18 protein-coding genes are annotated in these 18,992 nt (G+C 65.4%); 2 read left to right on the top strand and 16 right to left on the bottom strand.

The window, feature by feature from the left end; all coding sequences use genetic code 11:
• The first annotated feature begins 37 nt into the window (after positions 1 to 37).
• Complete coding sequence (gene mazG / locus A8950_RS12775) at positions 38 to 874, top strand: nucleoside triphosphate pyrophosphohydrolase (protein WP_133614069.1); 837 nt, start codon at positions 38 to 40, stop codon at positions 872 to 874.
• Positions 875 to 898: 24 nt separating this feature from the next.
• Here the strand turns inward: mazG and A8950_RS12780 are convergent, their stop codons facing one another.
• The 16 genes from A8950_RS12780 to ccsA form a co-directional block, all read right to left on the bottom strand.
• The gene (locus A8950_RS12780) at positions 899 to 1,426 is read right to left on the bottom strand and encodes a MarR family winged helix-turn-helix transcriptional regulator (protein WP_133614070.1); all 528 of its coding nucleotides are present in this window, start codon (positions 1,424 to 1,426) and stop codon (positions 899 to 901) included.
• Positions 1,423 to 2,340 carry an arginase family protein gene (locus A8950_RS12785; RefSeq protein WP_166645154.1) on the bottom strand — a complete coding sequence of 306 codons (918 nt, stop codon included), beginning with the start codon at positions 2,338 to 2,340 and terminating at the stop codon, positions 1,423 to 1,425. Before A8950_RS12785 ends, A8950_RS12780 begins: the two co-directional genes overlap by 4 nt.
• A 149-nt stretch (positions 2,341 to 2,489) precedes the next feature.
• Positions 2,490 to 3,725: a Na+/H+ antiporter NhaA gene (gene nhaA / locus A8950_RS12790; protein ID WP_133614072.1), complete on the bottom strand. Its 1,236-nt coding sequence runs from the start codon at positions 3,723 to 3,725 to the stop codon at positions 2,490 to 2,492.
• Between the two features lie 204 nt (positions 3,726 to 3,929).
• On the bottom strand, positions 3,930 to 4,796 hold the full coding sequence (locus A8950_RS12795; protein ID WP_133614073.1) for an NAD(P)-dependent oxidoreductase: 867 nt from the start codon (positions 4,794 to 4,796) through the stop codon (positions 3,930 to 3,932).
• 43 nt (positions 4,797 to 4,839) lie between these two features.
• Entirely contained in the window at positions 4,840 to 5,664 is an 825-nt protein-coding gene (locus tag A8950_RS12800) for an inositol monophosphatase family protein (RefSeq protein WP_166645155.1), read from the bottom strand.
• Positions 5,661 to 5,918: a hypothetical protein gene (locus tag A8950_RS19490; protein WP_166645156.1), complete on the bottom strand. Its 258-nt coding sequence runs from the start codon at positions 5,916 to 5,918 to the stop codon at positions 5,661 to 5,663. Before A8950_RS19490 ends, A8950_RS12800 begins: the two co-directional genes overlap by 4 nt.
• Positions 5,919 to 5,946: 28 nt before the next feature.
• Positions 5,947 to 7,221: a GTPase HflX gene (gene hflX / locus A8950_RS12805; RefSeq protein WP_407644237.1), complete on the bottom strand. Its 1,275-nt coding sequence runs from the start codon at positions 7,219 to 7,221 to the stop codon at positions 5,947 to 5,949.
• Between the two features lie 131 nt (positions 7,222 to 7,352).
• Positions 7,353 to 7,604 (bottom strand): RNA chaperone Hfq, encoded by a 252-nt coding sequence (hfq, locus tag A8950_RS12810; RefSeq protein ID WP_133614075.1) that lies wholly within the window; start codon positions 7,602 to 7,604, stop codon positions 7,353 to 7,355.
• Positions 7,605 to 7,816: 212 nt separating this feature from the next.
• Entirely contained in the window at positions 7,817 to 8,482 is a 666-nt protein-coding gene (locus A8950_RS12815; protein ID WP_133614076.1) for an HAD family hydrolase, read from the bottom strand.
• Positions 8,479 to 9,345, bottom strand: a complete 867-nt coding sequence (locus A8950_RS12820) for a D-amino-acid transaminase (protein WP_133614077.1) — start codon at positions 9,343 to 9,345, stop codon at positions 8,479 to 8,481. Before A8950_RS12820 ends, A8950_RS12815 begins: the two co-directional genes overlap by 4 nt.
• 36 nt (positions 9,346 to 9,381) lie before the next feature.
• The gene (ntrX, locus tag A8950_RS12825; protein ID WP_133614078.1) at positions 9,382 to 10,785 is read right to left on the bottom strand and encodes a nitrogen assimilation response regulator NtrX; all 1,404 of its coding nucleotides are present in this window, start codon (positions 10,783 to 10,785) and stop codon (positions 9,382 to 9,384) included.
• Positions 10,786 to 10,802: 17 nt separating this feature from the next.
• Positions 10,803 to 13,169, bottom strand: a complete 2,367-nt coding sequence (locus A8950_RS12830; protein WP_133614079.1) for a sensor histidine kinase NtrY-like — start codon at positions 13,167 to 13,169, stop codon at positions 10,803 to 10,805.
• Between the two features lie 16 nt (positions 13,170 to 13,185).
• On the bottom strand, positions 13,186 to 14,631 hold the full coding sequence (ntrC, locus tag A8950_RS12835) for a nitrogen regulation protein NR(I) (protein ID WP_133614080.1): 1,446 nt from the start codon (positions 14,629 to 14,631) through the stop codon (positions 13,186 to 13,188).
• A gap of 4 nt (positions 14,632 to 14,635) precedes the next feature.
• The gene (locus A8950_RS12840; RefSeq protein WP_243735627.1) at positions 14,636 to 15,724 is read right to left on the bottom strand and encodes a two-component system sensor histidine kinase NtrB; all 1,089 of its coding nucleotides are present in this window, start codon (positions 15,722 to 15,724) and stop codon (positions 14,636 to 14,638) included.
• 107 nt (positions 15,725 to 15,831) lie between these two features.
• A complete protein-coding gene (gene dusB, locus A8950_RS12845) occupies positions 15,832 to 16,818 on the bottom strand; it encodes a tRNA dihydrouridine synthase DusB (protein ID WP_133614081.1) in 987 nt (328 codons plus the stop codon).
• A 120-nt stretch (positions 16,819 to 16,938) separates the two neighbouring features.
• Positions 16,939 to 17,745, bottom strand: a complete 807-nt coding sequence (gene ccsA, locus A8950_RS12850; protein ID WP_133614082.1) for a cytochrome c biogenesis protein CcsA — start codon at positions 17,743 to 17,745, stop codon at positions 16,939 to 16,941.
• 55 nt (positions 17,746 to 17,800) lie between these two features.
• Here ccsA and A8950_RS12855 point away from each other — a divergent pair, with 55 nt between their 5' ends.
• On the top strand, positions 17,801 to 18,988 hold the full coding sequence (locus A8950_RS12855; RefSeq protein WP_133614083.1) for a bifunctional 2-C-methyl-D-erythritol 4-phosphate cytidylyltransferase/2-C-methyl-D-erythritol 2,4-cyclodiphosphate synthase: 1,188 nt from the start codon (positions 17,801 to 17,803) through the stop codon (positions 18,986 to 18,988).
• Positions 18,989 to 18,992 lie beyond the last annotated feature (4 nt).

Genomic DNA, 18,992 nt, shown 5'->3' on the forward strand with positions numbered 1-18,992 from the left:
CTATAGTGCCCCGCCTTGCCCCGAAGAGAACCCGACCATGCCAGAGACGACCCCCGCCATTTCCGACTCCGCCCGCGAACTCGACCGCCTGTTGGCGATCATGGCACGGCTGCGCGATCCGAAATCCGGCTGTCCCTGGGATCTCGAGCAGGATTTCCGTTCCATCGTCCAGCACACGATCGAGGAAGCCTATGAGGTCGCCGATGCCATCGAAAAGGATGACATGGCAGCGCTGGTCGGCGAGCTGGGGGATTTCATGTTCCAGGTCGTATTCTATGCCCAGATGGCGCGCGAGGCCGGTCATTTTTCGATGGTGGATGTTCTTAAATCCATCAATATCAAGATGATAGAGCGGCATCCTCATGTGTTTTCCAGCGTCGAGATCAATACTGCTTCGGCCCAGACCCTGGCCTGGGAAAACCACAAGGCGGCCGAACGGGCGAAACAGGCCGCAGCCGAGGGTCGCCCGCCCTCGGCCCTTGACGGCGTGATCGGCGGCCTGCCCGCCCTGACCCGCGCCGACAAACTTCAGAAACGCGCCGCCCGTATCGGCTTCGACTGGCGCCATGCCGGTGAAGTGGTCGCCAAGATCGAGGAGGAATTGGCGGAAGTCCGTGCCGAACTCGGCAGCGGCGACCGGGGCAAGCTGGATGAGGAATTGGGCGATCTGCTCTTCGCCGTCACCAATCTGGCGCGCCATCTGGAGATCGATGCGGAGGGCGCCCTGCGCCGCGCCAATGCCAAATTCGAGCGCCGTTTTCGCCAAGTCGAAGAGCGCCTGCGCGCCGAAAACCTGGACCCGGCAAACGCCGGCCTCGACCGCATGGAAGAAGCCTGGAATGCCGTCAAACGCGCCGAAGCAAGGGAGAGCTGAACCCGGTTTCATGCAAACCGGCTCTCATGCAACCACACCGCAACCCGGCGTCAGCGGGCAACGATCCTGCGGGCAGGCCCGCTCGTCGCACAGGCGGCAGGCGCTGTCGGTGGAGACTTCGTCCCTTTCCCGCGCCGCTGCGCGCAGCATCTTATCGAGAAGCTCCGACAGGGTCGCTCGTTCTTCGGCGTCGAGGGCGCTTAGAGCCCCTGCCAGGACCCGCTCGCGGCCCAGCAACATGGCGCGCACCATGCGTTCGCCGGCGGCGGTCAATTGCAGGGGGCGGGCGCGCCGGTCATTACCCAGCTTGCGCTCGACCCAGCCTTCCTCAGCCAGGCGATCCACCAAGCGCACGGCGCCGGGCTGGGACAAATGGACGATGCGGGCCAGGCGATCCACCGTGATGCCCGGTGATTGGCCGAGCACGATAAGGGCCGCCCAGTCGCTTTCCCCGATCGCGGTCAGATCGCCGAGCTCCGAGCGGATGCCGTCCATGGTGACGAGGGCGAATGCACCCAGAAGATTGGCGGTGCGGTTATCCGCCCTGGTCATGTGGCAGCTCCTTGCAGGGCATCCACCAGCAGGGTAGCCAGGCGCCGCCCCGCCGCGTGGTCGTGGTCCTTTTCCGGATTGTAGCAGGCGACCGACAGGCCGATCAGGCCGGGAGAAGCGGCAAGTCCCTTCACCAGCATCGTGAAATCGGCCCAGGACAAGCCGCCCTGCTGCAGGTAGTCGGTTGCAGAAAATGTTGCAGGGTCAAGTACATCGACATCGATCGCGAGCCAAAACGGGATCCCCTGCCCGGCGAATTTGCTGCAGGCTTGCTGCGCAACATGAGCGGCGCCCTGACGGACCACGTCATCCACCTGCCAGAAGGCCAGCGCCGGCGAAAAATCCCTCGGGAGCAGCGAGCCGATGCCGGCGGCATCCTCAAGGTCCCGCGGCCCGATCAGGGCGACATCCGCCGGCTGCACACTGGCACCGCCGGCAGCCGCCATCCAGACCTCCGGACCCCTGCCCAACAGGGTGGCAAGCGGCATGTCCGCGGCTTCACCTTTGGGCGAGGTCACGCCGTCATATAGGTCGAGATGCCCGTCGAGATAGGCAATGCCTGCTTGGCCGAAGGCATCGCGCACCCCGGCCATGGCACCCACCACCTGGGTGCAGCAGCCGCCGAGCAGGATCGGTCGCCGGCCGTCATGCAGGATGGCGGCAACGGACCGGCGCAGTTCGATGGTCACTTCGGCGACGTCGCGGCTGCCGATAAGGCCGCTGGCCTGGTCACGCTCCCGATTGCGGATCTGCTGCCCGATATCGCCGCGATCGGTTTCGGCCACATGGCCCCAGTCAGCCGCCATCCGCAGCACGCCGGGGCTGAATTCCGTCCCGCCAGCCCCGCCCACGGAATCGATGGGTGCGCCGAGCAGGTTGAATGGCAAATGCTGCAGGAACAGGTCCGAAGTCATGGGAGTCCAATCGAAATGAGGCCGAGTGGCAAATATATGCATAACGCATGCATATGTCAATTTTTGCGATATTTAGTTATATCAATTATTTATATTCAGATGATTACGTCGATTTCTTAAAGTAAACTCCAAGAAAGCGAATACCGCGCTTACTTGAATTTCGGCGCCTTGGCCTTTTCATATTCCGGCTCAGGGCCTATGAAAGGGTGGGTTTCATCGCGTCCCTTCCCTGCCCGGCCGGGGCGCTTCAACGACATGGAGAGGATGATCAGGCCGAGTACCGCGGCCGCAATCGAGCCGCCATAGACCCCGACCCGCACCGGGGCCGCCAGCGCCGGGTCGCTGAAGGCCAGCGCGCCGATGAACAGGCTCATGGTAAAGCCGATACCGGCGATGAGGCCGAGGCCCACCAGTTGCATGACATTGCCCGGCGGCCGGGTCCGCAGCAGCATCGCCGCAAGCATGGTGGCCAGCGTGATGCCGACCGGCTTGCCGAGGGCAAGGCCGAGGCCGGCGCCAAGAGCAACCGGATGAACCAGGACGTCGACGATTCCGGCAGCAAAAGAAACCCCCGCTGCCGAGACCGCGAAAACCGGCATCACGCCATAGAGCACCCAGGGGCGCAGCAAGTGCTCGGCATCATGCAGGGGCGACCCGCCCTCCTTGTCACGCAGGGGAATGACCGCGGCCGCGAGAACACCGGCGATGGTCGGGTTTACACCCGAATTCTGCATCGAGACCCAGAGCGGAACCGCCAGCAGCGCATAGGCGCCGAGGCTCCGCACCTTGAATCGGTTGAGCACCACCAGCAGGGCCAGCCAGCCTGCCGCCCAGCCGAGCCATTCGACCTGGAGGCCGCTGGTGTAGACAAAGGCAACGATCAGGATGGCGCCGAGGTCATCGACCACGGCCACGGCCAGCAGGAAGGCCTTGAGCGGCGCCGGCACCCGGCTGCCCAGCAGCGACAGGACGCCGAGGGCAAAGGCGATGTCGGTAGCCGAGGGAATGGCCCAGCCGGCGACGAATTCGCCGGTGCCGGCGATGCCAAGATAGATGGCGGCGGGAACCGCCATGCCGCCGAGCGCTCCGGCGATGGGCAATGCCGCCGCACGCAAATCGGCCAGTTGGCCTTCGAGCAGTTCGCGCTTCAATTCCATGCCGGCAAAGAAGAAGAAGATCGCCATCAGCGCGTTCTTGATCCAATAGGCCAACGGCATCTCGATGCTGCCGGCACCGAATGCGACGACGCCCTTGGTCTTCAGCAGATATTCATAGCTTGGCCCCAGCGGCGAATTGGCGATGACCAGCGCAACGATGGCGCAACCGACCAGGACCACGCCCGGAATGGCGTCCTTGGGCAGGGATTTCAGCAGAGACAAAGTCATCGTCGGCGTATTCCTCGGATCGGATCGTTCACAAAATAGCGCATCCAGCGGATTCCGCCCCGAGGCGCCCGCCACATACGGCACTTTGGGAGATTTCCCCTATAGCCAGCACCCGCCGCAGCGGGACCTACAGCATATAGGGGGCACTTTGCCGGGGTTCAAACAAAACCGGCGGCAGGCGGGAAAAAACGCAATCGAAGCCGCTCAGGGTTCGGATAGCGGCTGCATGAGCGAGGACGTGTCCCAGCGCCCTCCGCCACGCCTCTGGATGCGGGCATAGAATTGGTCGACCAGGGCCGTCACCGGCAATTGCGCGCCGTTGCGCTTGGCTTCCGCGAGGCAGATGCCAAGATCCTTGCGCATCCAGTCGACGGCAAAGCCGAAATCGAACTTGCCCTCGAGCATGGTGAGACCGCGATTCTCCATCTGCCAGGACTGCGCCGCCCCCTTGGAGATGACCTCGAGGAGCCGGGCACCGTCGAGCCCGGCTTTCTGGGCGAAATGCATGCCCTCGGCCAGCGCCTGCACCAGCCCGGCGATGCAGATCTGGTTGACCATCTTGGCCAGCTGCCCGGATCCGGCTGGCCCCATAAGAACGCAAGCCCGGGCATAACAATCGATCACCGGCTTGGCGCGTTCGAATACCGCCGGTTCGCCGCCCACCATCACTGTCAGCTTGCCGTTCTCGGCCCCTGCCTGGCCGCCGGACACCGGCGCATCGAGAAAGCCCACCCCAGCCTGTCGCGCGCCAGCCTCGATTTCCCGCGCCACCTCGGCCGAGGCGGTGGTGTGGTCGACCAGGATCGCCCCGCCGGACATGCCGGCCAAGGCACCCGCATCGCCATAGACGACCGAACGCAGGTCATCGTCATTGCCGACGCAGGCAAAGACGATCTCGGCCCCTGCCGCCGCCGCCCTCGGCGTCGGGGCTGCGGCACCGCCATGGGTCGCCACCCATTTTTCCGCCTTTGCTGCCGACCGGTTGAACACCGTGACGTCATGCCCGGCGCGCTTGAGGTGCCCGGCCATGGGATATCCCATCACGCCCAGGCCCAGGAATGCGACCTTCATCCGTCAGTCTCCTCTATTGCCCTTCTCTGACCTCGCCGACCACTCATTCGTCACGAAACAGGCGCCGGTGAATATCGCGCCAGGTGTCGTGGCTGGCGGCAGACAGGATGCCAGCCGCCTGCAGTGCCTCGCTAGGACGGTAGCTCTCGTCATGGCGGATATAGCCGATATGACCGCCCAGTTCGCGCACGATTAGGGCACCCGGCGCATGGTCCCATGGCATGATGCCGCTGAAAAAGGTGAAGTCGATTTCGCCCTTGGCCATGCGCACATAGTCGATCCCGGCAGCCCGGCTGCTCTTCACCTGGTTTACCTGGTCGCGGCGGCGATCGACCATCTGCGCGATGCCCGGTGCGCCGCGCTGGCCATAGGCCAGGATGCCTTTGGGTTCTGCCGGCTGCCGAAAGCGCACCGCCGCGCGGCCGTCAATGGCGACACCCTGCCCCTTCAATGCGATCGCCATCTCGCCGCTAACTGGATGGTGGATCCAACTGGCCAGAATGTCGTCGGCCAGGATCAGGGCCAGCATGGAAACGAAACCTTCGCGTCCGGCGGCGAAATTGCCGGTCCCGTCGATCGGATCGACCACCCAGACCGGCGCCGTGCCTGCCAGCGCCTTGATGATCTCGGGATTCTTGGCAGTTGCCTCTTCGCCCACCACGACCGAGCCCGGCAGCATCGCCTCCAGGCGCGGCGTCAGGGCAAGTTCGGCCGATTCATCGGCGATGGTCACGAAATCGCCCGGCGATTTCTGCCGCGTTTCGCCCTCCTTGAGGTTGCGGAAACGCGGCAGGATCTCGCTCGTCGCCACTTCCCGCAGCAACAGGGCGACGCTCTCGGGGTCAATGCCGAGCAATCCGTTGCTCACTTGCGGCCTTCGATCCAGTCGCGGATATCGTTGTCGCTGTGCAGATAGGCCTCGCCGGATTTCACATCCAGCGATGCCGCGAGGCGCAGCAGGTGCCACATCTCCGGATCGACCGCCTCCGGGTCCTCGCTCTCGATGTTTTCCTGCACTTCGGCCGCCCACTCCGCCGCGGCCAGCCGGCTGCTGTTTCCCTCCAGCACTGCCTGGAGCAGATCGACTATCTCCTGGCGCGTCGGCACCGGCACGTCACTCATGATCCGTCCCTCTTCCTGAATCCCCGGCTCACGTATCCCTGGCCGCCCGTTGCCGCGCAAAACGCTGCACGTCCTCCGGCGAGAGCCGGACGGTCAGTTCGGCAAAGTCGTCGGTGTCGCGTCGCTCCAGCACCTCGCCATGGGCATGCAGCCAGGCCATCGCCGCGCCATCGGCGTGATCCAGGCGATAGGTTTCGACGACGCGCTGCGCCGAGAGGCGCCGGTCGATCGCCGCCAGCAGGTCGTCCAACCCCTCGCCGGTCACGGCGGAGATCGGCTTCTGGCGCGGGTCGCGGGCCGCCTGCGCCAGCAGCGCCGCGCGCATCTCCGGGGCCAGGAGGTCGACCTTGTTCAGCACTTCAAACATGTTGTCGGTGACTTCGTGGCCGAGGCCCAGGCCCTGAAGGACGCCTTCGACATCCGCCTTCTGCCCATCCGTCTCGGGGTGGGAAACGTCGCGCACATGCAACAGGACGTCCGCCTCCAGCACCTCCTCCAGCGTGGCGCGGAACGCCGCAACCAATTCCGTCGGCAGGTCGGAGATGAAGCCGACCGTATCCGACAGGATCACCTCGCGCCCCGAGGGCAGCTTCACCCGCCGCATGGTCGGATCGAGGGTCGCGAACAGCAGGTCGGCCGCCATCACCGTGGCGCGGGTCAGGCGATTGAAGAGGGTCGACTTGCCGGCATTGGTATAACCGACCAGCGCCACCACCGGATAAGGCACGCGCCGGCGGGCCTGCCGGTGCAGCGCGCGGGTGCGCTTTACGTCCTCGAGGTCCTTCTTGATGCGCACGATGCGCTCGTCGATCAGGCGGCGGTCCATTTCGATCTGGCTTTCGCCCGGACCGCCGATGAAGCCGAAGCCGCCACGCTGACGCTCGAGATGGGTCCAGGAGCGGACCAGTCGGCTGCGCTGGTAGGAGAGTGCCGCTAGTTCGACCTGCATCTGGCCTTCCCGGGTGCGGGCGCGCTCGCCGAAGATCTCGAGGATCAGGCCGGTCCGGTCGATGACCTTGACCTTCCACTCCTTCTCCAGGTTGCGCTGCTGAACCGGCGTCAGTGCCGCGTCGAACACGACCAGGCCGACCTGCTTCTCGGCGATCATCTGGGTCAGCCGCTCGACATTGCCCATGCCGATGAGCGTCGAGGGGCGCGGCTCGCCCACGCGCACGATCTCGCCGGCGACGACGTTAAGGTCGATCGCCCGGGCCAGCCCGCAGGCCTCCTCGAGGCGCGTCTCCGGCGTACGCCCGCCGCCATACTGCGCGCGCGGCCCGCTCTTGAAGGCGGGATGCAGCACCAGGGCGCGGTCGCCATGACGGATGCCGTCGATGTCGAGATGGGCGCCATCGGCGGATGCGCCGGAAACCTGATTGATGTCGGCCTGATCGATCGTCGTCAAAATGTGACCTTCAGGGCAGGTAGGGCAGTTCAGCCCTCTTCGCCCTCTTTCTGTGGCTCGAACAACTGGATGGGCGTTCCCGGCATGATGGTCGAGATGGCGTGCTTATAAACCAGCTGGACGTGGGAATCGCGGCGCAGCAGCACCGAGAAGTTGTCGAACCAAGTCACGATCCCCTGCAGTTTCACACCGTTGACCAGGAAGATGGTGACCGGAATCTTGTTCTTGCGGATGTTGTTGAGGAAGACGTCCTGGACGCTTTGTGATTTTTCGTTCGCCATCGTCCGATCCTTTTCTCGTTGGGCCCATGCCTTTGGGGCCGATTTTTTGTTGTCGGGCGGTGCCGCCCAAGCAGGCAAGCATGCGCCCGCCCGCGGCGCCGCGCAACTCTCCTGCCCGCCTTTCGTTAACACAGATCGCGACGGAAGGAAATCGCCCCGCCGGCCGGCCCGGAAGGGCCATCTTCAAAGGCCCGGGTGGCCTTCTTCCCGCTTCAGAGCCGCGCCGCCAGCGCCGCGCGCAGGTCTTCGAGATTGGGAAAATAATGGTCCGGCGCAGCCTCCGGGAACTCTCCCACCGCCGGCGCCTCGCCCCGCACCAGTACGCCGACGCAGCCCGCATTGCGGGCACAGACCAGGTCGATGTCGGTATCGCCGACGAACCAGACATGGCGCCCGAGGGTGACGGTGCCGGGAACCAGGGCCGCCTCGACATGCTCGATCGCCGGCTTGTCTCGCGCCGCATCGCCTGCCCCCGCCAGCCGGCCGAAATAGCGCTCCCAGCCGAGGGCCTTGGCCTCGGCCCGCAGATAGGCGCCACGCTTGTTGCTGACAACCCCCAGATAAAGGCCGTTGCCGGCTGCCCAGGCGAGCAGGTCCTCGGCCCCGGCGCAGGCCCGCAATGCCTTGATGTGCTGGCTTTCATAGGTGTCGTAGAACACCTTCTCGGCTTCCGGCCAGCGTGGGCCGAATAGCCGGGGAAAGCTGTCACGCATCGAGGCCCGGATGCGCTGCTCGGCTTCTTCCCGCGACCATTCCGCGTGGCCCATGGCGCGGAGCGTCACGTTCATGGTGGCGTGCAAGACGCCCCATGAATCCACCAGGGTATTGTCCCAGTCGAACAGCAGCGCCGTCGGTTGCTCGCTTGTACCGGGCTTCACGGCGCCGCCCCGATCTGTGCCGCGACATTGGCCAGATAGATCTCGCGCAGGCGCCGCGTCACCGGACCCGGACGGCCGTCTCCGACCGGCTGGCCGTCGATCCGCGTCACCGGCAGGACGAAGGCCGAGGACGAGGTCAGGAAGGCCTCCGCCGCCGCCTGCGCCTCGACCAGCGTGAAGCCGCGTTCGACCAGCGCGAGGCCGCTGGCCTCGGCCAGCTGGACCAGGGAACGGCGCGTGACACCGCCCAGGATTCCGCGGCCCGTCGGGTGGGTAACGATTTCCCCAGAGCGCGTGACGATCCAGGCATTGGTCGAAGAGCCCTCGGTCACGACGCCATTGGCATCGACCAGCCAGGCTTCGAAGGCACCGGATTCATGCGCTGCCTGCTTGGCAAGAATGTTGGGCAGCAAGGACAGCGACTTGATATCGCAGCGCTGCCAGCGGATATCGGGTTGCGAGGCGACGGCGACACCGTTCTCCAGCAATGCCGGCGCCGGCGGGGCAAGGCGCTTCGTGGTGACGACCAAGCTGCTCTTGGTCCGGGCGGGAAATTTGTGGTCGCGCGGCGCCACCCCCCTGGTCACCTGGAAGTAGATGATGCCGCGCCCGAGGTGGTTGCGCGCCAGCATCTCGCGCAGGATCAGGCGGAGGACCGGTCGCGCCACGGGCCAGGCGATCCGCAACTCGCCCAGCGAATAGCCGAGGCGGTCGAGATGCAACTCCTCGTCGATCAGTACGCCGTCGATGACCGGCACCACTTCATAGACGCCGTCGGCGAACTGGTAGCCGCGATCCTCGATGTGGACATTGGCCTGGCCGTGCGGCACATACCGGCCGTTGACATAGGCGACGCGGCCCATGGGGGTGTCTTCCTTCTGAAGGTGGTTGTCGCTGGTTCAGGTGCCGTCCGGCTTGCCGTTTTCCTGGCGCTCGTTGGTATTGATCCCGAGCGAACGCAGCTTCCGGTGCAGCGCCGATCGCTCCATGCCGATGAAGCTGGCGGTGCGCGAGATGTTGCCGCCGAAGCGCGATACCTGGCTCTCGAGATAGCGGCGTTCGAAGATTTCCCGCGCCTCGCGCAGCGGCAGCGACATGACCTCGGTCCCATCGGCCAGCGCCGACGGGGTGATCGAGACGGCGCCGATATCGGGCGGCAGCATGTCGGCGCGGATCACCTCGTCGACGCCACCCGGCGTCATGATCAGCAGCCAGTCGATGACGTTGCGCAGCTGGCGCACATTGCCGGGCCAGTCATAGGCCTGCAGCACGGCCAGGGCGTCGTCGGCCAGGCGCCGCGCCGGCAGGCCGGTCTGCTCCGACGCCCGTGCCATGAAGAAATCCAGCAGGGCCAGGATATCGTCGCGACGCTCCTTGAGGGGCGGCAGACGCATCGGCACCACATTCAGGCGGTAGAACAGGTCCTGGCGGAAGCGACCCGCATTCATCTCGGCCTGCAGGTCGCGGGCCGTGGCCGCGATCACCCGCACATCGACTTCGACCCGGGTCTTGCCGCCGACCCGCTCGAAGGTCTGCTCCTGCAGCACCCGCAGGATCTTGCCCTGGGTCTCGAGCGGCATGTCGGCCACTTCATCAAGCAGCAGGGTGCCGCCATGGGCCTGTTCCAGGAACCCGGTCTTGACGCCCTCGCCGTCCCGCTCCTGGCCGAACAGTTCCGGCTCCAGCCGGTCCGGATGCATGGTCGCACAGTTGAGCACGATGAAGGGCCCGCCGGCACGCTTCGAGCGCCGGTGCAGAAGCCGTGCCGCAACTTCCTTGCCGCTGCCGGGCGGCCCGGAAAACAGCACCCGGCTGCCGGTCGGCGCCACACGCTCGATGGCGAGGCGCAGCTGGGTGATTGCCTGCGACATGCCGATCAATTCGCCCTCGGCGCCGGCGCGCAGCTTGAGGTCCTCGACCTCGCGCCGCAGGCGCGCGGCCTCGAGCGCACGCTCGATAGTCAGCAGCAGCCGGTCGGCCTTGAACGGCTTCTCAATGAAATCATAGGCCCCGTTCTTGATCGCCGTGACGGCGGTCTCGATATTGCCGTGGCCGCTGATCATGATGACGGGCACATCCGGAAATTCGACCTTGAGGACCTCCAGCAATCCCATCCCGTCGAGGGTCGAATTGTTCAGCCAGATGTCGAGGATGATGAGGTTGGCGCGGCGCTGGCGCAATTGCGCCAGCGCGGAATCGCTGTCGCCGGCTTCGCGCGTCTGAAAACCCTCGTCGCCGAGAATTCCGGCGATCAGCAGGCGGATATCCGCTTCGTCGTCGACGATCAGGATGTCGCGGGCCATTCTGGTCAGGACCCCATCTACCGACTGGCAATCTGCAGGCCGGGCGCCGGTGCGTCCTTTACCCCGGCGACGGGGTTGCCACCTGTCGCCCTGTCGAGCGGAAAGGCCAGCGTGATCACGGCGCCGCCACCGGGTCGATCCGTCAGCGAAAGGGTGCCGCCGTGATCCTCCATGATCTTCTTGACGATGGCGAGGCCGAGGCCGGTGCCCTTGGCTCGGGTTGTCACATATGGTTCTGTCAAGCGCTCGCGCCCTTCTTTCGGCAGGCCCTTGCCGTTATCCGCGACGCTCAGCATCAGGGCGTCGCCTTCTTGCCTAATCCATAATTGGATATGTCCCGGCGTCAAGGGGGCTTGCGGATCGCGCACCCTTTCCTCCTCCATCCGCCCCTCGATCGCGTCTGCGGCATTCTGCAGCAGGTTGGTGACGGCGCGATTGAACTGGCTGGAATCGCATAGCAGCGTCATGCCCGTCTCGGGCATCTGGACTTCATAGTTTATCGCCGGATGCGCGCTCTGCTGCAGGAACAGCGATTCGCGCGCGAGGCGGGCCGGATCCTCCGGCTTCAGTACCGGGGCCGGCATGCGGGCAAAGGCGGAAAACTCGTCGACCATGCGGCCGATGTCGCCGACATGACGAATGATCGTGTCGGTGCAGACGGTGAAGGTTTCCGGGTCGTCGCCGATCTGTTTCAGGTATTTGCGCTTCAGCCTTTCGGCCGAAAGCTGGATCGGCGTCAACGGGTTTTTGATTTCATGGGCAATGCGGCGCGCGATATCGGACCACGCTGCCTTGCGCTGCGCGGAGAGCAACTCGGTCACGTCGTCGAAGGTGACCACCAGGCGCATATGTCCATCCGCATCCGCCTCGGAGACCACGCGCAGGTGGAAAGTGCGCGTGGAGCCCTGGCGATTGAGGCTGATCTGCCCGTCGGCCGAGCCTGATTTCCGCTGTTGCGCCAGGGCGACGATCTCGACCATTTCCGGTGCAAACTCGGCCAGCGGCCGGCCGATCCAGCCATCCACCTCGCCGCCCAGCAGTTCCGCCGCCGACCGGTTGGCGAAATCAACCACCCCATGTTCGGTAAGGCCGATGACGCCGGCCGACACGCCCGAGAGGATGAGCCCGGTCAGGCGGCTGCGGTCGTTGAGGTCGCGATTGGCGGTCAGGAGTGCGGCCTGCTGGCTTTGCAGCTGCGAGACCATGACGTTGAAGGTGCGGCCGAGCGCCGACAGCTCGTCCTCGCGCGCGCCGATCTTGACCCGCGCCGTCAGGTCGCCGCCGCCCACTCGCTGCGCCGCACCGGCGAGCCGGGACAGCGGCTTCACCAGCTGCGTGGCTGAATGGATCGCATACCAGATGGCGCCGAGCAGCAGCAGCAAAGCGAGGCCGGCGAACACCACGGCAAAGGTCAGTTGCAGCGACGAGCGGTCGCGCTCGAGATGCTGGTAGAGCCGGACCGCATCCTGTGTCCCGCGCACCGAAGCCAGGACCCGGTCATCTATCAGTCGACCGGCATAGAGGTACAGCCCGCCCAGGGGGTCGAGCAGCAGGAAGGCGCGAACGCGATCGCCGGTCACGGATGGCAGAACGACCACTTCGCCGCGATCGGCATCGGTGAACGCGTCCTCCGGAATATCCAGGCTGAACTCCATCAGCAGGCTGAACCCGCCCCGCGCCACAATGCGGCGCTGCTGGTCGACAATGACCGCTTCCGACAGGCCCTGGCGGACGAGTTCCTGGTCGAAGCTGTTCTGGAACCGCTCCGAATTGCCGATGTTGATCAGGCCATCCAGCCGCAGTTCGTTGGCCAGGGCGACGGTATCCTCGCGGATGCGCTCCTGCGACTCGTTGAGATAGGACTGGGCCACATTGAGCGAACTCTCGACCGCATTCTTGATGCGTTCCGAAAACCACGCGTCGAGACCATAATTGAGAAAGGCGACCGAAAAGACCGAAACCACGATGGTCGGCACCACGGCGATCATCCCGAACATCAGCACCATGCGCGCATGCAACCGCGCCCCGGCCAGCCCCTTGCGCCGCCCGATCCACAACAGCACCACACGCCGAGCAATGATCATCGCCAGGAGCAGCGAGACGACGAGATCGCCGGTCAGCAGCCAGGTCACGGTCCGGACCTGCTCCTCCGGGTTCCAGATGTCGCTCACCGCCAGATAGGTGAGCAGGCCCAGGATCGATCCGAGCACCAGCAGCGAAATCGCGAATTTGCGCTCGAATCCGACCGTCCGGCCCCACGCGATCACCGACTTGATCAGCGACTTCTGTCTGGGCCGATCGCCTGATTGCGGTTCCCCCGCACCCCGCGGCGCTTCGCTCGCGCGCACTTCGGAATTCCGGCTGCCGGCGCCTTCCACACTCACGACTTGCCCACTCCCTTCAGCGCGCACCGCGGGTCGGCTGCAGTTCCAGCTCCCTCAGCTTCTTGCGCAGGGTATTGCGGTTGAGGCCGAGCAGGTCCGCCGCCCTGATCTGGTTGCCGCGGGTCGCTTCCATCGAAATGGCCAGCAGCGGTCGTTCGATCTCGTGCAGGATCCGATCATAAAGCCCGCGCGCGGGCAAGGCGCCTTCATGTGCCTCGAAATAGGCCCTGAGATGCCGTTCGACCGACTGGCCGAGTGTCTCGTCAGTGGCGCGCGCGCCGGCACTGGTCGCCTGTTCCTGGGCCCGCAACTGCTCGCCGACAATGCGGGCATCGATATTGGGCTCGCTGTAGAGTACCGAGATCCGGCGCATCAGGTTCTCGAGCTCGCGCACATTTCCCGGCCAGCGATGCTTCTTCAGCAGTGCCTGCGCCTCCGGGTCGAGGGTCTTCGCCGGCAATCCCTCGGTTGCGATCTGCTCGAGGAAATGTCGGGCAAGGTCGGGAATGTCCTCCGCCCGGTCGCGCAGCGGCGGCAGGGTGATCGGCACGACATTGAGCCGGTAATAAAGGTCCTCGCGGAAGCGGCCCTGCTGGATCAGCTGCCGCAGGTCGCGATGCGTCGCGGCGACGATGCGGACGTCGGCGCGGATCGGCGTGCGGCCGCCCACCGGGGTGAACTCGCCGGATTGCAGCACCCGCAACAGGCGCGTCTGCGCTTCCAGCGGCATGTCGCCGATCTCGTCCAGAAACAGGGTGCCGCCGGCTGCCGCCTCGAACTTGCCGATGCCGCGCTGCACGGCGCCGGTGAAGGCCCCCTTCTCATGGCCGAACAGCTCGCTTTCGATCAACTCGCGCGGGATCGCCGCCATGTTGACGGCGACAAAGGGCCGCTCGCGCCGGCGCCCGAAATCGTGCAGCGCGCGCGCCACCAGTTCCTTGCCGGTACCGGATTCGCCGTGGATCAGCGCGGTCATGTCGGTGCCGACCAATCTGGCCACGACACGGTAGATTTCCTGCATCGCCGCCGAGCGGCCGATGATCGGCAGCTTGTCCTGCGCCGTCGCCTCGCCCGGCGGCGGCGCGGTGACGCTGTCGCGCGGCCGGGTCAGCGCCCGCTCGACCGCCGCCGTCAGGGCACCGAGGTCGAAGGGTTTCGGCAGATATTCGAAGGCGCCCCGTTCGGTGGCCTTGATCGCGGTCAGGATCGTGTTCTGCGCGCTCATGACGATGATCGGAATGTCCGGCCGTTCGGCCTTGATGCGCGGCACCAGATCCAGCCCGTCGCCATCCGGCATCATCACGTCGGTGACAATGACGTCACCCTCGCCGTTCTTGACCCATTGCCACAGCGTGGCCGCATTGGCGGCCGCCTTCACCTGGTGCCCGCGTTCGGCCAGGGCCTGGCTCAGCACCATGCGGATGGCGCGGTCGTCATCGGCGACGAGGACTGTCTTGTTCATCTGGTCATGATCCTTCGCTGCGCGGATCGGCGATCGGCAGGATTACCGAGAAGACGGTGCGGCCGGGCTGGCTGTCGCATTCAATGAGCCCGCCGTGATCGTTCACCACCTTCGCAACCAGGGCGAGACCCAGCCCCTTGCCGCCCGCCTTGCCGCTGACGAACGGCTCGAACAGCTGTGCCTTGAGGGCATCCGGCACGCCGGCGCCGTTGTCCTGGATGGTGACGACGAGACCGAGGCGCCGCCTGGCGCCGGCACCGGGTTCGCTCACCTTGAGGCCGGGCCGGTAGCGCGTGCCGATCTGGATGATGCCGCCATGCAGCGGCAAGGCCTCGACCGCGTTCTTGACGAGGTTGAGAAACACCTGGATGAGCTGGTCGCGATTGCCATGGACCGGCGGCAGCGAGGGGTCGTATTCCTCGCGGAACTGGGCGTCGCGGCCGATGCCGGCCTCGGTCAGGCGCCGCACATGGCCCAGCACCTCGTGGATGTTGACGGCAGCCATCGGCGTCGGCCGCGAATCCGTGAAGACCTCCAGCCCATTGACCAGACCGACAATGCGGTCTGTTTCCTCGCAGATCAGCTGTGTCAGCTGGCGATCGCTGGGCGACACCTTCGATTCCAGCAACTGGGCGGCGCCGCGGATGCCGGAGAGCGGGTTCTTCACCTCATGAGCCAGCATTGCGGCAATCGCCTTGGCCGAGCGCACGGCGTCGCGGCTAACCGCCTGCTGCGCCAGCCGCCATTCCAGGTCGCGATCCTGCAACATCACGGCAACCTGCCCGGTTTGCGCATTCACCATGGCGACGTCGATGGCCGCATGCTCGATGGAGAGGCGCGGCCCCGACAGGGCCATGTCCGATTCGCCAACCGCGATCGACCCGGCACGCGTCGCCTCGACCAGCTGAAAGAGAGGCGAATCCGCGGCGATGTGATCCGAAAGGGGCTTGCCGACAAGCTGGGCCCGGCTGATGCCGAGAAGGGCCTCGGCGGCGCCATTGAGGCTGACCACGTTGTTGTTCGCGTCGAGCGAGAAAATGGCGATCGGCAGCGCCTCGAGCAGGGCCAGGCTGTCCGGCAGCTGGCCCGGCAACAGCTTCGGCCTCCCCAAATCAGAGCTACCCGTAACTTGGCCGCCCGTTTCCTGGCCGCCCGGCTCGCGTGCCAGCGTGGGTAGGGCTTCCGCTGGCATCCGGCTCGTCATGCCGCCTGCCGCTCCAATTGCGGTTCATAGAAGGCACGAATGGCGGCCTTGGCACCTTCGGGCGTGTCCTCGCCATTGATCCGCACGCGGAATTCCGCCGAGCCCGGCAGGCCCTTCGAATACCAGGCGACATGCTTGCGCGCGATCTTCAGCCCGGTACCGACGCCGTAATGCGCCAGCATTGCCTCGTAATGCGCCATCAGGATCTGGTATTGCCGCCAGAGCGGCGGATCAGGCAACCGCTCGCCATCCCTGAGGAAGCGGATCACCTGGTTCGGGAACCAGGGCCTGCCATAGGCGCCGCGGCCGATCATGACGCCATCGGCGCCGGAGAGATCGAGCGCTTCCCTCGCCTTTTCCACCGTGGTGATGTCGCCATTGACGATGACCGGCACCGAGACCGCTTCCTTGACCCGGCGCACAAAGCCCCAATCGGCCTCGCCGGTGTACAGCTGGGCGCGCGTGCGGCCGTGGATCGTGATCATCTGGATGCCGGCATTCTCGGCGATCTTTGCCAGGCTCGGCGCATTAAGATTGGTGGAATCCCAGCCCATGCGCATCTTGAGCGTGACCGGCAGTCGCACCGCCTGCACCGTCGCTTCCAGGATCCTTCCGGCATGAACTTCGTCGCGCATCAGCGCCGACCCGGCATGCCCGTTGACGACTTTCTTCACCGGGCAGCCGAAATTGATGTCGATGATGGCGGCACCACGGTCCTCGTTGAGCTTCGCCGCCTCGGCCATGACATGCGGTTCGCAGCCGGCCAGCTGCACCGACATCGGCGCTTCCTCGGCGCAATTGGTGATCATCTTAATGGTCTGGCGCGTCTGCCGGATCATGGCTTCCGAGGCGATCATTTCAGACACGACGAGCCCGGCACCTTCCTGTTTCACCAGGCGGCGGAACGGCATGTCGGTGACGCCCGACATGGGCGCCAGGATCACCGGATCCTCAATCTTGATAGGGCCGATCTGAAGGCTCATGAAGTATATCTGCTCATTTTTAAGGCAAGGGAATATAATGCCTAAATTCTGGGCGATTTCTATCGCGATCTGTCGGAAATGCAACAAAAATCCGGCGTCGGCGCCGGCAAAGGGCAAAATTCACCCGATCAGCACATCCTTGACGAACTTCACGCCCGGATAGCCCAGGGTCAATAGCAGATAGCCGGCAAGGACCCAGCGCGCGGCCCGCCGTCCACGCAGGCCGGTGACGCGGTGCACAATCAGAAGGGCCAGCAGGACGGCGAAAGCCAGGACCGACAGCAGAACCTTGTGGCTGAGCTGCAGCCAAGTACCGTTGCCCATCAATGAGTTGGCAAATCCGCTGGCAAGCGCCGCCGCCATGAAGGCTGCCGCCCAGGTAAGCAGGCGGATCTGCAGGTTCTCCGCTACCAGCAGGGGCGGCAGGGCGCGTTCGGACCAGCCACTTTGACGCTGCTTGAGAGCCCTCTCCTGCAGCAGCACGGCAAGGCCGGCAATCGCACCCACGGTCAGGATGCCATAGCTCGCCAGCGCCAGCAGTACATGGGCCTGGAACCAGGCGGCGGAGCCGATCTCGGGCGCCGCCTCGGCATAGGCGCTGAACAGCAGCGCCAGCAGCGCCAGGGCGGCGAGATAGGGCAAAAGAAGCGCACTCAGACGGTAGGCCTCGCGGTTCGCCAGCGACACGCCGATGAAGACCACCAGCGAGACGGCCATGCTGGCCCAGAGCGCGGCGCTGAACCCCGCTTGCCAGCCATCCGATATGCTGCGGCCGAATACACTGAGGCAGACCAGCGCGCAGCCGAGCAGCAGCGCCCAGAAAAAGATGTCCCGCCGCAGCCGCGCGGTGAGCGCCAGGACACAGAGCGGCAGGAGCGAGACAAGACCGACGATTTGCAGGGAAATATGGCTTGGCATGGCGCGCATTATGGTGAGGCGCCGCCCCCTTGGCAAACCACATCGGATGGCCTAGAGAGCGGTCATGTCTTCACCCCCCACTCCCCGCACCATCGCCCTGGTCGTTGCCGCCGGTAGCGGCAGCCGCATGGGCCAGGACCTGCCGAAACAGTACCTGACCCTGGGTGGCAAGGCGGTCTTGCGGCACTGCCTGGACACGTTCCACCGGCATCCCCGCATCGCCGGGGTGCGCGTCGTCATCAACCCCGCCTGCCGTGATCTTTATGACGCGGCCGCGGCCGGGCTGGACATCATGACGCCGGTGGCCGGCGGCCGATCGCGGCAGGAATCGGTCCGCCTCGGCCTCGGGAGCCTCGTCGAGGCAGCGCCGGACTACGTCCTGATCCACGACGCGGCCCGGCCGTTCATTGATGCCGATACCATCGACCGCACCATCGACACGCTTTCGCACCATGCCGGTGCGCTGGTCGTGGTACCGGTGGTGGACACACTGAAACGAGGAACCGAGAGACAGGGTGCACTCTTCAGCGGCGCCACCATCGACCGAGCCGGTCTGTTTCGCGCCCAGACACCGCAGGGCTTCCGTTTCGGCGCCATACTGGCGGCACACAAGGCCGCGTCGACGGGCCTCGAAATGACCGATGATGCGGCGGTGGCGGAAGCGGCCGGCCTCGACGTGGCGCTGGTCACCGGCCATGAAGACAATTTCAAGATCACCAATCCCGCCGATCTCGCGCGGGCGGAGCGACTGATGAGCGAACAAATGGAATTCCGCACCGGGAACGGCTTCGATGTGCATCGCCTCATTCCCGGCGATGGCGTCATCATGTGCGGGGTCACCATTCCCTGGCATCAGAAACTCGAGGGTCATTCCGACGCCGATGTCGGCATGCATGCGCTGACCGATGCCATTCTGGGGGCCATCGGCGCGGGCGATATCGGCCAGCATTTCCCGCCATCCGACCCGCAATGGCGCGGCGCGCCGTCGTGGAAATTCCTCGCCCATGCGCAGAAGCTGGTCGGCGACAAGGGCGGCCGCATCGTCCACTGCGACATCACCATAATCTGCGAGAAGCCCAAGGTCGGGCCGCACCGTGCCGCCATGGCGGCGAAGCTGGCCGAGATTCTCGGCCTCGCCGTCGATCGCATCAGTGTCAAGGCGACGACCACGGAACAGCTGGGTTTCACTGGACGCGGCGAAGGCATCGCCGCCCAGGCGACTGCGACCGTGGCCCTGCCGGCGACGAACTGACGAG

The sequence above is a fragment of the Dongia mobilis genome (genome assembly GCF_004363235.1).
Lineage (GTDB): Bacteria > Pseudomonadota > Alphaproteobacteria > Dongiales > Dongiaceae > Dongia > Dongia mobilis.

Excerpts from the sequence above, each read along its gene's own strand:
- A8950_RS12785 (WP_166645154.1), bottom strand. The coding sequence starts at position 2,340 with ATGACTTCGGACCTGTTCCTGCAGCATTTGCCATTCAACCTGCTCGGC.
- A8950_RS12820 (WP_133614077.1), bottom strand. The coding sequence starts at position 9,345 with ATGGGCCGCGTCGCCTATGTCAACGGCCGGTATGTGCCGCACGGCCAG.
- nhaA (WP_133614072.1), bottom strand. The coding sequence starts at position 3,725 with ATGACTTTGTCTCTGCTGAAATCCCTGCCCAAGGACGCCATTCCGGGC.
- A8950_RS12780 (WP_133614070.1), bottom strand. The coding sequence starts at position 1,426 with ATGACCAGGGCGGATAACCGCACCGCCAATCTTCTGGGTGCATTCGCC.
- A8950_RS12795 (WP_133614073.1), bottom strand. The coding sequence starts at position 4,796 with ATGAAGGTCGCATTCCTGGGCCTGGGCGTGATGGGATATCCCATGGCC.
- ntrC (WP_133614080.1), bottom strand. The coding sequence starts at position 14,631 with ATGAACAAGACAGTCCTCGTCGCCGATGACGACCGCGCCATCCGCATG.
- ntrX (WP_133614078.1), bottom strand. The coding sequence starts at position 10,785 with ATGGCCCGCGACATCCTGATCGTCGACGACGAAGCGGATATCCGCCTG.
- A8950_RS12855 (WP_133614083.1), top strand. The coding sequence starts at position 17,801 with ATGTCTTCACCCCCCACTCCCCGCACCATCGCCCTGGTCGTTGCCGCC.
- dusB (WP_133614081.1), bottom strand. The coding sequence starts at position 16,818 with ATGAGCCTTCAGATCGGCCCTATCAAGATTGAGGATCCGGTGATCCTG.
- mazG (WP_133614069.1), top strand. The coding sequence starts at position 38 with ATGCCAGAGACGACCCCCGCCATTTCCGACTCCGCCCGCGAACTCGAC.
- ccsA (WP_133614082.1), bottom strand. The coding sequence starts at position 17,745 with ATGCGCGCCATGCCAAGCCATATTTCCCTGCAAATCGTCGGTCTTGTC.
- hfq (WP_133614075.1), bottom strand. The coding sequence starts at position 7,604 with ATGGCGAACGAAAAATCACAAAGCGTCCAGGACGTCTTCCTCAACAAC.
- A8950_RS19490 (WP_166645156.1), bottom strand. The coding sequence starts at position 5,918 with ATGAGTGACGTGCCGGTGCCGACGCGCCAGGAGATAGTCGATCTGCTC.